At 60.0% G+C, this 13,419-nt stretch carries 15 protein-coding genes; 10 read left to right on the top strand and 5 right to left on the bottom strand.

What is annotated here, in order from left to right:
- The first annotated feature begins 35 nt into the window (after positions 1-35).
- From AC13QE_RS05475 to AC13QE_RS05460, 4 genes are all read left to right on the top strand, one after another.
- Positions 36-506 (top strand): MarR family winged helix-turn-helix transcriptional regulator, encoded by a 471-nt coding sequence (locus tag AC13QE_RS05475; RefSeq protein ID WP_181476084.1) that lies wholly within the window; start codon positions 36-38, stop codon positions 504-506.
- Between the two features lie 75 nt (positions 507-581).
- Entirely contained in the window at positions 582-1,283 is a 702-nt protein-coding gene (locus AC13QE_RS05470; RefSeq protein ID WP_015340597.1) for a response regulator, read from the top strand.
- Positions 1,284-1,305: 22 nt separating this feature from the next.
- Entirely contained in the window at positions 1,306-2,688 is a 1,383-nt protein-coding gene (locus AC13QE_RS05465; protein WP_488482924.1) for an ATP-binding protein, read from the top strand.
- A gap of 12 nt (positions 2,689-2,700) precedes the next feature.
- Positions 2,701-3,282: a DUF1349 domain-containing protein gene (locus tag AC13QE_RS05460; RefSeq protein ID WP_488482923.1), complete on the top strand. Its 582-nt coding sequence runs from the start codon at positions 2,701-2,703 to the stop codon at positions 3,280-3,282.
- A gap of 33 nt (positions 3,283-3,315) precedes the next feature.
- On the opposite strand, the gene AC13QE_RS05455 is transcribed toward AC13QE_RS05460, so the two are convergent.
- The 4 genes from AC13QE_RS05455 to AC13QE_RS05440 form a co-directional block, all read right to left on the bottom strand.
- Complete coding sequence (locus AC13QE_RS05455) at positions 3,316-3,657, bottom strand: tRNA-binding protein (protein ID WP_132717134.1); 342 nt, start codon at positions 3,655-3,657, stop codon at positions 3,316-3,318.
- Positions 3,658-3,677: 20 nt separating this feature from the next.
- Positions 3,678-4,517, bottom strand: a complete 840-nt coding sequence (proC, locus tag AC13QE_RS05450) for a pyrroline-5-carboxylate reductase (RefSeq protein ID WP_488482922.1) — start codon at positions 4,515-4,517, stop codon at positions 3,678-3,680.
- Position 4,518: 1 nt separating this feature from the next.
- On the bottom strand, positions 4,519-5,019 hold the full coding sequence (locus AC13QE_RS05445; RefSeq protein WP_041677603.1) for a type III secretion system chaperone family protein: 501 nt from the start codon (positions 5,017-5,019) through the stop codon (positions 4,519-4,521).
- Positions 5,020-5,409: 390 nt separating this feature from the next.
- The gene (locus AC13QE_RS05440; RefSeq protein ID WP_015340603.1) at positions 5,410-5,670 is read right to left on the bottom strand and encodes an accessory factor UbiK family protein; all 261 of its coding nucleotides are present in this window, start codon (positions 5,668-5,670) and stop codon (positions 5,410-5,412) included.
- Positions 5,671-5,933: 263 nt separating this feature from the next.
- On the opposite strand from AC13QE_RS05440, the gene lgt reads away from it, so the two are divergent.
- The 6 genes from lgt (at position 5,934) to AC13QE_RS05410 (ending at position 12,043) form a co-directional block, all read left to right on the top strand.
- On the top strand, positions 5,934-6,821 hold the full coding sequence (gene lgt, locus AC13QE_RS05435) for a prolipoprotein diacylglyceryl transferase (RefSeq protein ID WP_165915224.1): 888 nt from the start codon (positions 5,934-5,936) through the stop codon (positions 6,819-6,821).
- A gap of 76 nt (positions 6,822-6,897) precedes the next feature.
- Positions 6,898-7,995 (top strand): class I SAM-dependent methyltransferase, encoded by a 1,098-nt coding sequence (locus tag AC13QE_RS05430; protein WP_488482921.1) that lies wholly within the window; start codon positions 6,898-6,900, stop codon positions 7,993-7,995.
- Between the two features lie 141 nt (positions 7,996-8,136).
- On the top strand, positions 8,137-8,919 hold the full coding sequence (gene pgeF, locus AC13QE_RS05425) for a peptidoglycan editing factor PgeF (RefSeq protein WP_488482920.1): 783 nt from the start codon (positions 8,137-8,139) through the stop codon (positions 8,917-8,919).
- Position 8,920: 1 nt separating this feature from the next.
- Positions 8,921-10,072 carry a M24 family metallopeptidase gene (locus tag AC13QE_RS05420; RefSeq protein ID WP_488482919.1) on the top strand — a complete coding sequence of 384 codons (1,152 nt, stop codon included), beginning with the start codon at positions 8,921-8,923 and terminating at the stop codon, positions 10,070-10,072.
- A gap of 55 nt (positions 10,073-10,127) precedes the next feature.
- Complete coding sequence (locus tag AC13QE_RS05415; protein ID WP_488482918.1) at positions 10,128-11,006, top strand: hypothetical protein; 879 nt, start codon at positions 10,128-10,130, stop codon at positions 11,004-11,006.
- A 104-nt stretch (positions 11,007-11,110) separates the two neighbouring features.
- Positions 11,111-12,043: a ribose-phosphate pyrophosphokinase gene (locus AC13QE_RS05410; RefSeq protein ID WP_015340609.1), complete on the top strand. Its 933-nt coding sequence runs from the start codon at positions 11,111-11,113 to the stop codon at positions 12,041-12,043.
- Positions 12,044-12,169: 126 nt separating this feature from the next.
- Here AC13QE_RS05410 and AC13QE_RS05405 read toward each other — a convergent pair whose 3' ends face one another.
- Complete coding sequence (locus AC13QE_RS05405) at positions 12,170-13,405, bottom strand: MFS transporter (protein ID WP_132717140.1); 1,236 nt, start codon at positions 13,403-13,405, stop codon at positions 12,170-12,172.
- Positions 13,406-13,419 lie beyond the last annotated feature (14 nt).

Here is a 13,419-nt window from a genome sequence, read left to right as displayed (position 1 = left end):
ATAATAGGAAAGGAAATGCCACGGTGCCACGACAGATGAGCCAGAATGCGGCAAAGACAGAGCTGCTGGCCACGCCGTTGCAGAACGCGGGAAGCATCGATTTCGAGATCATCGAGCTGCTTTTCTTCGCCTACCGCGATTTCGTTTCCGATCCGGACCAGATTCTGCTCAAGAGCGGCTTCGGCCGGGCTCATCATCGCGTCGTCCATTTCGTTAACCGCGAACCCGGCATGACGGTTGCGGACCTTCTGGAAACATTGCAGATCACAAAACAGAGTCTGGCGCGGGTTCTCAAACAATTGATCGATTCGGGTTATATTCGCCAGGTCGCAGGTCCGGAGGACCGGCGGCAGCGCAAGCTGTACCCAACGCAAGCCGGCAGAGACTTGGCGCTGGCTTTGGCCGAGCCCCAATCGCGCCGCATTGAAAGGGCATTCGAAGGCGCGTCCGAAGCGACGCGCGAAAGCGTGAAGCGTTTCCTGAGAGGAATGCAGACCGTAAAATGACAGCATCCAGTCTGCGGGGCCGGAATGGAATGCGTCAACGAAACCGACGGGTAGGACAGGATCGAGATTGATCGAATGACGACAAAAGCAGCAATTTCGGATGACGCAGCACATCTTCTGGTAGTGGACGACGATACCCGTATCCGCGCCCTCCTCAATCGCTACCTTATGGAGAAAGGCTTCCGCGTCACGGCTGCCGCCGATGGCGCCGAAGCCCGCCGCAAGCTGGAAGGGCTCGATTTCGATCTCATCATCATGGATGTGATGATGCCCGGCGAATCCGGCATTGCGTTGACGTCGAGCCTGCGGGCCATCAAGAACATTCCGATCATCATGCTGACCGCGCTGGCCGAAGCCGATTCCCGTATAGCGGGCCTTGAGGCCGGCGCGGATGACTATCTGCCGAAACCCTTCGACCCGCGTGAGCTGGTGCTGCGCATCAACAATATTCTGCGGCGCAATGCGCCCGCCGATTCCCCGAAGATCGAACTGGTCATGTTCGGGCCGTACACCTTTTCGCTCACCCGCAAGGAGCTCAAGAAGGCCGCGGAACTCATCCGGCTTACCGATCGCGAGCAGGAAATCATGCTGCTCTTTGCCAAGCGCGCCGGCGAGACGATCCCGCGACATGAACTCATCGGCAGCGACGCCGAAGTGGGAGAGCGGACGATCGACGTGCAGATCAACCGGCTGCGTCGCAAGATTGAAGATGACCCTGCCAACCCTATCTGGCTGCAGACGGTGCGTGGTATCGGCTATCGCCTGAGCATAGATTGAGATCGGCCCGCGGGACCAGATTATGGTGACATTCGATTCCATCAGACGCGACCAGGATCACACGCCGTCCAACGGATTGCGGTGGCTTTCGCGCTGGATGCGTCGATATATCCTGCCGACCGGCCTCTACGCCCGCTCATTGCTGATCTTCATCCTGCCGATGATCATTCTGCAGGCGGTTGTTACCGTCGTCTTCATGGAGCGCCACTGGCAGATGGTGACGCAGCGGCTGTCGATGGCGACCACGCGCGACATCGCCGCCATCATCACCATTATCCAGACCTATCCGCAGGATGCCGACTACTCTGCCATTACGCAGATGGCGCGGCAAAAGCTCGACCTAAGCATATCGATCGAACCCGGGGGCGAACTACCGGCCCCGCGCGAAAAGCCCTTCTTCTCGATCCTCGATGGCATTTTGAGCGACGAGATAAAGGAACAGATCAATCTACCCTTCTGGATCGATACCGTCGGCAACTCCAGTCTGGTCGAAATCCGCATCAAACTGCCGGACAAGGTGCTGCGCGTCTTCGCCAAACGCAGCCAGACCTATGCCTCGAATACCCACATCTTCATTCTATGGATGGTCGGCACCTCGCTGGTGCTGATCGGCATCGCCGTCCTGTTCCTGCGCGGCCAGATCCGCCCGATCCTGGCGCTGGCTCAGGCGGCGGAAAGCTTCGGCAAGGGCCAGCGCCTGGAAAACTACTCTCCCCGCGGCGCCGACGAAATACGCCGAGCGGGCCTTGCCTTCATCCTGATGCGCGAGCGCATCGAACGGCAGATCGAACAGCGCACGGCTATGCTTTCCGGGGTCAGCCACGACCTACGCACCGTTCTCACCCGCTTCAAGCTGCAGCTGGCCCTTGTGGGCGAAAATCCGGATCTTGTCGGCCTCAGCGAAGACGTAGAGGACATGCAAAGCATGCTCGAGGGCTATATGGCCTTCGCGCGCGGCGAGGCGGAAGAAGATGTCGGACAATTCAAGCTCAGCGATATCCTCGAAAAGATCCGGCAGGACTTCACGCTGCACGACAAGTTCATGAGCTTCTCCATTGAAGGGGATGACGAAATCTCCGTCCGGCCGAATGCATTCAACCGTCTGGTGACGAATCTCGCCACCAATGCACGACGCTATGCCAACAGCCTCCGCGTCGAAGCCAGGCACAGCGCCAAATGGCTGACGATCATCTTTGACGATGACGGCCCCGGCATTCCCGTCGCGGCGCGAGACGACGTCTTCAAACCGTTCTTCCGGCTGGATTCAGCCCGCAATCTCGATAAATCGGGCACAGGTCTCGGCCTTGCCATCGCGCGCGACATCGCCCGCAGCCATGGCGGCAACGTCACGCTCGGCGACAGCCCGCTCGGGGGCTTGCGCGCCACCATCCGCATTCCTGCCTGAGGGAGAGAGCATATGCCGATCGATATCGAAGGCATGCATTGGTTGAACACGCCGCCCATGTGGGAAGTGAACCAGGGACGCCTGTTCGTTCAATCCGGCAACAAGACCGATTTCTGGCAGGAAACCTATTACGGCTTCCACCGCGACGACGGTCATTTTCTTGGAACGTCCCGCCGGGGCGATTTTACCGCCGAAGTCACCTTCGTCGGGCATTATCGCGAGCTTTACGATCAGGCTGGCCTGATGGTCCGCCATGATGCCAGGCACTGGATGAAATGCGGGATAGAATATACCGACGGCGCCAGGCATTTCAGCGTCGTCGTCACCAATGGCAATTCCGATTGGTCCGCCTTCCGCCTCGATCACGAGTTCGATGCCATATCGGCGCGGGTCACTCGCAACGGCGACGCCCTCTTCATCCAGTACCGCACCGACCGCATGAGCGAATGGCGGATGGCAAGGCTCGCCTGGTTCGATCCGATGCTCGAGGAAGTCTTGGTCGGCCCGGCCTTCTGCTCGCCGCAACGCGAAGGCTTCGAAGCGGAATTCCTCGATTTCAGCCTGACCGACCCGGTTTCACGGGATATTCACTGACGCCGTCCCTCTCCTATTGCGAAAGGAAAAGGCTCACATCATCCTTTTGCCATTCGGCACCGGCTGGGTCACCGCGGCCAGAACGATCGCGCCGGCTTCGTCTTCGAAGCCGAGGGTCAGCACTTCCGAGCGCACCGGCCCGATCTGACGCGGCGGAAAATTGACGACCGCCAGCACCTGCCGGCCGACAAGGGTTTCCGGCGTATAGTGCACGGTGATCTGCGCGGAGGAACGCTTGATTCCGATCTCCGGCCCGAAATCGATCCTGAGCTTGTAAGCGGGCTTGCGCGCTTCCGGAAAAGTTTCCGCCTCGATGATCGTCCCGACACGGATGTCCACCCGCTCGAAATCGCCGTAAGTGATCTCTTCCGCCATGTCCTGCCTTTATAGAAAACTCAGCCGGCCAATTCCTGTGCCCGTTTGCGCGCCGCCTCGAGGGCCGCATCGAACAGCGGCTGCATGCCATCCTCCGCCATCAAGACGCCCAACGCCGCAGCTGTGGTGCCGCCGGGAGAGGTCACGTTCTGGCGCAGACGCGAAGCGTCGTCGGGAGACTGGTGCAACAGTTCACCAGCCCCCGCGACGGTTTCCCGTGCGAGCCGCATGGCGAGGTCCGCCTGCAGGCCAAGCTTTCGGCCCGCCTCCGCCATGCATTCCACGAGATAGAAAACATAGGCCGGACCACTGCCGGAAACGGCGGTTACCGAGTCGATATCGGCTTCGCCGGGCACCCATTCGACCGGACCGGATACCTTCAACAGGTTTTGAACCAGCTGCCGCTGGCGGTCGCTCACGCGTGCATTGGCAAAAGCGCCCGTCACACCACGCCCGACCATGGCGGGCGTGTTCGGCATGGCGCGCACCATGGCCGCTTTTCCCAGATGCGTTTCAAGCGCGGACAGCGTCTTGCCGGCCGCGATGGAGACGACGACCGTCGTCTCGCCCACAAGCGGCTTGAACGGCGGCAGGACTGCGTCCATCAGTTGCGGCTTGACGGCGATAAAGAGAACCCCCGCCGTCACGCCTTTCGGAACTTCGGTGACATGGCTTGCGCCGGCATCCGCAATCATTTTGCTCATCGCTTCGGCAGGGTTTGGATCGACAACGATGACGGATGATCCCGGCACGCCGTTTTTCAGCCATCCCGTCAACAATGCCCCGCCCATGTTACCGGCGCCGATCAGGACGATCGGCCCGGAGGCTGCAAATGCATTGGCGGATTGTTCGCCTGTCATGTCACGCTTCGCCTACCGTTTCAAAAAGTACGGCTTCCATGGCGCGGTTCGCGTCAAGGCCGGACCATACAACGAATTGGAAAGCCTGATAGTAAGCTTCGCAGGTGTCAAGCGCGTTAGAAAGCAGCACTTCCACCTGACGGTTGGTGGGCTCCGCCCCACCCGACAAGAGAAGCGATTGGCGGAAGATAACGATGTCTTCCTGACGCCACAGATCGAAGTGACCCATCAGCACCTGCCCATTGATGCAGGACAAGAGCTTAATCACCTCGTTGACCCGGGGATCCGGAACCTTGACGTCGAACGCGCAGGCTATGTGCAGCGCCTCGAACTCCTCCATCCAGGAAAACGAGACGTGATAGTCGGTCCATCGTCCCTCGACGGTCATGGCGAGTTCGTCCTCGCCGGACCGTTCGAACGACCAATCGTTATTGGCAGCGACGAATTCGATCATGTCGACCGGGTTCGATTGTCGTTCGGCTTCCATTTCCATAAGGCTCATGCAGCACCTTCTTGACCGGATCGGTTGCAGTTTTCCCGTGGCTCGACACTGAAAGAACGCAAACAATTTTACTCCGGAAACATCCTCGGGATGATGTTGAACGGCTGCCAGACTAACGCTTCCACCATGCCCGGGGCTTACCAAGTCCGTTTCGAATCATCATTTAAAATCAGTGTATAGCGGCATGCCCGGCATGCCAGCCCCTGAACGGTGATTTTGGAAACGGCACTGTGGAAAGCTCTTCCGACGCCTATTCAGAAGGGAGTCATAACCGACTCTGGCGATTGGCTTTTTTGCCTATGTCCACAGGTGGAAAAACAAACGCAAATTTTCAGAGGAAAAAGGCACGGCAAACGGGTGCCGTGCCGATCTGCAAACGTAAGACCGGGCTTATTTGCCCTTGGAAGCAAGCTTGGTTTCAAGTGCTTCGATTCTCGCCAGCAGCGCCTCGTTTTCGTCGCGCGCCTTGATCGCCATTTCGCGGACGGCTTCGAATTCCTCGCGCTTGACGATATCCATGCTGTTCAGCCAGCGCTCGGCATGGGCATTGAAGGCGGTCTCGATTTCACGGCGCACGCCTTGGGCAGCACCGGCGGCATCGGTCATCAGCTTGGCGAATTCATCCAAGATTCGGTTCGGTCCAGTGCTCATGGCAATCTCCTTGCAGCCGTCGGCCCTCAACGGTCAGGCATCGATATGGGCCAGATAGTGCTGAGGTAGGATTTCCAAGGGGCCGATGCAAGCAAATTGAGATAGGACTGGACAACCGGAGCCCCATCTCGGCCGGATCAACAATCGACTTGACCGTTTCGACAGCGAACGCCATGTTCCGCGCACATTTAGCTATATAGCATGATCCCCGTTCCGGAATGGCACGGTGCTTTCGGGAACATGCTGAAACGGGCCTGACGATCTTGCTGACATCCGCCAATCTCGCCGCCATCCTGCCGTTCCCGGACATCAACCCCATCGCCGTCTCCCTCGGCCCGATCTCAGTGCATTGGTATGGGCTTGCCTATGTCGCAGGCATCCTGCTCGGCTGGTTCTATGCAAGGCGGCTGGTCGACAATGGCAAGCTCTGGCTGAACGATACTGCACCGATGACGCGCCAGCATCTGGATGACTTCATTCTCTGGGTCGCCTTCGGCATCGTTCTCGGCGGGCGCATCGGCTACATCCTTTTCTACGATCTCGACCCGGTGCTCGCCAATCCGATCCGCGCTATCGAGGTCTGGAATGGCGGCATGTCCTTCCACGGCGGATTAATAGGCACCACTATCGCCATGATCTTGTTCGCAAGGCGCAACCAGATCCCGACCTGGAGCCTGTTCGATATCGTCGCCGCCGTCGCGCCGATCGGCCTATTCTTCGGCCGCATCGCCAATTTCATCAACGGCGAGCTTTGGGGTCGGGCCAGCGACGTTCCGTGGGCGATGGTCTTCTGCAGCCCGCATGTGATCGCCGCCCATAATGGCGTGTGCCCTGCAGGCCCAGACCCGCGGCACCCGAGCCAACTTTATGAAGCCGGCATCGAAGGCATCATCCTCTTCCTTATTCTCTTTGTGCTTACGCGCTGGGCGCTGGCATTGAAAAAGCCGGGTACGGTCAGCGGTATTTTCGTCATCGGCTATGCCTTCTCGCGTATTTTTGTCGAATTCTTCCGTCAGCCTGACGAGCAGCTCGGCTATCTGCTCGGCACGAACTGGCTGACGATGGGCATGGTGCTGTCACTTCCGATGGTTGCCATCGGCCTATGGGCTGTCATCCGCGCCCGGCTGGCGGCGGCAAGGCAGATGGCTTGAGGTGGAGTTCAATACGCGCGATCCTTTCAGGAACGGCTCCCAGCCTTTCAGGATTACGCACTAGCGAAAGCAAAGAATGACGACGGCGCTCGGGGAAAAAATCAAAGCCATCATCCGCACCAACGGACCATTGAGCATTACGGATTATTTTTCGTTGTGTCTCGCCGACCCCGTACATGGTTACTACAAGACGCGTGAACCCTTCGGCCAATCCGGCGATTTCGTGACTGCACCCGAGATCAGCCAACTGTTCGGCGAAATGATCGGCGTCTTCATGGTGCATGCCTGGCAGCGGCACGGAACGCCGGCCGAGGTGCGCCTCGTCGAGATCGGCCCCGGCCGCGGCACGATGATGTCCGACATGCTGCGCGTCATCGGCAAGCTGGCGCCGCCGCTTTACGATGTCATGACGGTGCATCTCGTCGAGACCAGTGAACGCCTGCAAAGCTTCCAGCGGCAAACCCTGGAAGCGTATGGCGCCAAAATTTCCTGGCATACGGATTTCGGCGAGGTGCCTGAGGGTTTCACCTTGCTCGCCGCCAACGAGCTTTTTGACGCCATTCCGATCCGCCAGTTCGTGCGCACCGGCAATGGTTTTCGCGAGCGGATGGTCGGTCTCGATGTCAGCGACGAGCTGACCTTCACGACAGGCGTCGCGACTCTCGACCCCTCGCTTCTTCCCGACGGCGGCTTGCCGCCGATCGGCACGATCTTTGAAATTGCGCCCGCCCGTCAGGCCGTCATGACGACAATCTGCGACAGGCTTGCCGCCCATGGCGGCACGGCGCTTGCCATCGACTACGGTCATATGGCGACAAGCTTCGGCGATACGCTGCAGGCCGTCCGCATGCACGAATACGATTCGCCGCTGGAGCACCCCGGTGAAGCCGACCTGACCAGCCATGTCGACTTCCAGCACCTGGCCCAGACGGCGCTCGCCTCCGGCCTCCATATAAACGGCTGCTGTCATCAGGGCGATTTTCTTGTCGGGCTCGGTCTGCTGGAGCGTGCAGCCGCCCTCGGCCGCGACCAGGATGCAGCAACGCAGGAGAATATCAGGGTCGCGGTAGAGCGGCTTGCCGGCGCCGGCGAAGGCAAGATGGGGGAGCTTTTCAAGGTGCTGGCAGTCTCCAGCCCTGCGATCGATCTCCTGCCCTTTCGTCCCGTCAGCTGAGACCTGACCACCAATCCTGCGGATTGACAGCGTGCGTCGGGCTGGGCCAACATCCCCCAATGATCGAACTGCTTCGCCGCGGCTGCGTTATCTCAAGATCTCAAGCACGACAGGTCAATCAAGATATCAAGGGACATCTCGTTGCCGACACCACTTGCAAGCACATTGCTGAGCGCCGCCGAGGCTGCGGGCATTCGCCACGGCTATTTCACCCGCGCCGGCGGCGTGTCGGAGGGCCTCTATCGCGGGCTGAACGTTGGGCTCGGTTCGCATGACGATCGCGAGCGCGTGCAGGAAAACCGGCGCCGTGTTGCCGGCTGGTTCGGCTTGCCGGTCGAGCGGCTCGCCACCGTGCATCAGATACATTCGCCCGATGTCGTAACCATCGGTGCGCATTACGACGGCAGCCGGCCGCAGGCCGATGCGATGGTGACGGCAACGCCGGGCATCGCCATCGGCGTGCTTGCTGCCGATTGCGGCCCGATCCTTTTTGCCGATCCCGAAAACCGGGTTATCGGCGCCGCCCACGCCGGCTGGAAGGGCGCGCTGACCGGCGTGCTTGAAAACACCATCGACGCGATGGTGACGCTCGGCGCAAGGCGTGACGCCATCATTGCCGGCCTCGGCCCATCGATCAGCCAGGCGAGCTATGAGGTCGGCCCCGAATTCGTCGAACGGTTTCTTGCTCACGATCCCGGTTATGCCAAATATTTCGCCCCTTCTGAGCGCGAAGGCCATGCCATGTTCGATCTGCCGTCCCTCACGGTCGATCGCTTGCGCAAAGCCGGTGTCGCCGCCGAAAGCCTGAACCTCTGCACCTATCCGGACGCGGAGCGCTTCTTCTCCTATCGTCGCACGACGCATGCGAAGGAGCCGGATTACGGACGCCAGATTTCCGCCATCGCTATCGGGGAGGCAAATTAATATGGCCCTGCATTTCGAACGCAGCGAATTCGATGCTCGTCTGGCACGCCTGCTGGCGAGAATGCAGGAAGAAAAACTCGATGCCATGCTGCTCTTCGCACAGGAGAGCATGTATTGGCTCACCGGCTACGATACGTTCGGCTTTTGCTTTTTCCAGACGCTGGTCGTCAAAGCGGATGGATCTCTGACGCTGATGACGCGCTCGGCCGATCTGCGCCAGGCGCAGCTGACTTCGGTCATCACCGACATCCGCATATGGGTCGATCGCGTCAACGCCGATCCGACACTCGATCTCAAGGAACTATTGTCGGATCTCGATCTTCTCGGTGCCCGTATCGGGGTCGAATATGACACCCATGGGATGACCGGACATATCGCCCGGCTACTCGACCAGCAATTGGCGAGTTTCGGCCAGATCGTCGACGCCTCCTATCTCGTCAGCCGCCTGCGGCTGACGAAGAGCCCGGCGGAAATCGCCCATGTCGAACGCGCCGCAGCACTGGCTGACGACGCCCTCGACGCAGCGTTGTCCCTGGTGAAAGCCGGCGTGAATGAGTCAGACATTCTCGAAGCCATGCAGGGCGCCGTCTTTGCCGGCGGCGGCGATTATCCGGCCAACGCATTCATCATCGGCTCTGGCGCGGAGGCCCTGCTCTGCCGCTACAAGTCCGGCCGTCGCAAGCTCGATGCGGACGACCAGCTGACGCTCGAGTGGGCCGGTGTCGATGCCCATTATCACGCAGCCATGATGCGCACGGTCGTCATCGGCACCCCCAGTCATCGCCATCGCGAGCTTTACAGCGCCTGCCTTGAAACCCTGCAGGCGATCGAGACAATCCTGATGCCGGGGCACACCTTTGGCGACATCTTCGATATGCACGCGAAAATCATGGACGAGCGCGGCCTTGCCCGCCACCGGCTGAACGCCTGTGGCTACTCTCTCGGCGCCCGCTTCTCGCCGTCATGGATGGAGCACGAGATGTTCCACATGGGCAATCCGCTTGAAATTCAGGAGAACATGTCGCTCTTCGTGCATATGATCATCATGGATTCCGACAGCGGCACCGCCATGACCCTCGGGCAGACCTATCTGACGACCTCGCAAGCCCCAAAAGCCCTTTCCCGCCACCCTCTCGAATTTCTTAACCGTTAGGGGCGTAAGATAGCGATCCTGGACGGTCAGACCGTCGGGAGAAAGGATCGCGTCAATGGGAGTGGTCAGGATAACGTTGACTGTCGCCGGCTTTTGCCTAGCGCTCTCCGCCTGCAACACCACGGACGCCCTGACGCCGCCCGAAGCGATCGGTGATGCCGGCTCCAGCCCGGTCACCCAACGGGATGTCGAGCGCATGGCCTCGACACCTCAGCGCCGCCAAACCTATCAAAGCGCGCAGGAGAGCTACGGCTATCAGCAGCAGACCTCGCAGCAGGCCTATCAGCCGCAAAACTACGGCGGCAGCGGCACGCTCGACGACCAGGCCTCGGCGCTGAGATCGAACGGCACCAATCCCTATGCGTCTCGCCCGCTCGACGGTTCCCGGACCGCCTCCATCGCTCCATCTAACAATCAATTTTCGGAAGCCGACGAGCAGCGCGAGGCCGACCGGCGCCTGTCGGACGATCCACAGCCGCAGCAGCAGCAACAGACTGCCGACGCCCCGCAGCCAGATCAACCGCAGCCGGATCAACAGGCGTCTCTGCCGCCCACAGCCGCGGCCGGCGGCAACAGCGTCCGCTTTCTTCCGATCATCGGCGCTCCAGTGGAAGCCGTCACGCCGCTCTCGCGCCAGCTTGGTGCCGACGCCCGCTCGCTCGGCCTGACGATCAAGAGCTCAAGCGATTCCAGTGCCGCCTATATCCTCAAGGGCTATCTTTCCGCCTTTGAAGACGGCCCGCAGATTTCCGTGACCTACGTTTGGGACGTGCTTGACAGCAATGGCAACCGCGTCCACCGCATCCAGGGCTCGGAAAGCGCACCTCTGAAGCGTGGCGATCCTTGGTCGGCCGTTCCTCCAACGGTTATGCAGAAAATTGCCACCAAAACCATGTCGGATTTCAATTCCTGGCGCGAATCCAACGGTGGATAGCTAAAAGCTTTTCAGAAATATGAAGCTAACGGGCCTCTCCCTCTTGCATTCGAGAGCAAGGCGGTTAAAAGCGCGGCTATCAGGTTGGTAATAGGCGGGCCACAATGAAGGTTTTCGCAGGCAATTCGAACCGGCATCTTGCCGAAGCGATCTGCAATTATCTCAACGTTCCCTTGGGAAGAGCTAGCGTCCGCCGGTTCGCCGACCAGGAGATTTTCGTAGAGATCCAGGAAAATGTACGCGGCGAGGATGTGTTCCTCGTGCAGCCGACGTCGTTTCCGACCAACGATCACCTTATGGAACTGCTGATCATGATCGATGCGATGCGTCGCTCGTCGGCGCGGCGCATAACGGCGGTCCTCCCCTATTTCGGTTATGCCCGTCAAGATCGCCGCGCCTCGGGGCGCACGCCGATCTCGGCAAAGCTCGTCGCCAATCTGATCACCGAGGCAGGTGCGGACCGCGTTCTTACGCTCGACCTGCACGCCGGCCAGATTCAGGGCTTCTTCGATATCCCGACGGACAATCTCTACGCACTGCCGATCCTGACGCGCGATATCAAGGCGAACTACGATATCGGCAATGTCATGGTCGTTTCTCCTGATGTCGGCGGCGTCGTACGTGCCCGCGCGCTCGCCAAGCGCCTCGACTGTCTGCTGGCGATCGTGGACAAGCGCCGTGATCGCCCCGGCGAATCCGAAGTCATGAACGTCATCGGCGACGTCTCCGGCAAGGATTGCCTCCTGATCGACGATATCGTCGATTCCGGCGGTACGCTCTGCAACGCTGCCGATGCCCTGCTCGCACGAGGCGCGGCAAGCGTCACCGCCTATATCACCCACGGAGTTCTCTCCGGTGGCGCCGTAACCCGCGTCGCAAACTCGCAGCTGAAGGAACTGGTGATTACCGATTCCATCCAACCGACGACGGCCGTGCTATCGGCTCCGAATATTCGCGTCATCACGACGGCTGGCCTCATCGGTGAAGCGATCAACCGCACCAGCCAGGAAGAATCGGTCTCAAGCCTCTTCGACTAGAGCCGGATGATTTTAGGTCGAGTCGACCTAAAATCTGAATCCGCTCTAGAATCAAAGAAATAGAGCGTGATGTCGTCCGAAAACCGCTTACACTTTCGGCATCACGCTGTAAGACGCAGCGCCGCCTCAACTCGCCTTCGCAGGCGCGGGATGCGCCTGCCTCCATGCGAGCAAGCCGATGCCCAAGAGCCCCGAGATGAAGACGGCCGCGCCCGATCCCATGATCGAAGGCCCGATACCGAACCAAGCAAACAGTGTTGGCGACATCAGATAGGCCAGAAACAGGCCAGTGAAGATCGCGCACATCAATAGACGGTAGACCTGCGCCAGGCGATGCGGTTCGCTGCGCGTCTGCATCAGATGCAGGATGGCAAGGTTCTCGAAGGGTCCGTTGATCGCCGCAAAGCAGGCAACGATCATCAGCCCGATCCGATCATGCATCAGCGGCAACAGGAAAACGCCAGATCCGAAAATGAGCTTCGCCACGATGATCCAGACCACCGGCCGGCGCGGCTTGACGCTGCCGAGGATCAGATTGGTCGTCAGGTTGCCGACGCCATAAGCCGTCATCATCAGGCTGTAGTCGGTAAGCGGGTCGGCACTGGTTTCGCGCAAATGCAGGATCATTCCGAGCAGGATGCCCATCGCCCAGGCTACGTTTCCCACCAGGTTGGTGAAGAGGCCATAGAGGATTGCCGCATGGCCCCGCGCCGCGCGCCACCCACCAAGAACGCCGTCCACCACAGCCGCCATCCCGGAGAAATCCCGACGCCGCGACGCCGTCGGGAGTTTCGCCACCGCCAGCCACACCGCAAGCGCCGACAATATGAAAGTAGCAGCCGTGACCGTGAAGAACTGAGATTTCGGCAGGAACCCGTTCACGAGCGCGATCAGGCTCGGGCCGAGGATGCGCGCCATGCGGCGGGTTGCATCGAACAGGCCGTTGGTCGCGTGCCGGACTTCGGCATCGACCGCAATCGTCGGCAGGGTCGCCTGTAGCGAAGGGTCGAACGTCGACGTCAGCAATGCGATGCTTCCGGCAAGCACGACCAGCAGCGGCAGGCTCATCAGATGCAGCATTCCTGCCAGCGATAATGTCAGCAACAGAGCCGCACGCACCAGATCGGCCGTGATCATCGTCGTGCTATGCCGCCAGCGATCCGTGACGATACCGCCGAACAGGCTGCCGAACAGCAGCGAACCGGACTGCAATGCGGAAACATATCCCGCATTGTTGCCGATAAAATCAGCCGCAATCCAGACGACGGCGACCATGTAGAATTCGGAGCCCGTAGCAGCCAGCACCTGGCCGGCCCATAGGAGAGAGATGGAGCGCTGGCTCAGCGGCTTCAGGACAAACATGATCGCATTCTGAT

This window comes from Martinezella sp. CNPSo 3957, from assembly GCF_057784395.1.
The sequence above is the reverse complement of the archived record's forward strand: the minus strand, read 5'-3'. Positions and strand labels throughout refer to the sequence as shown.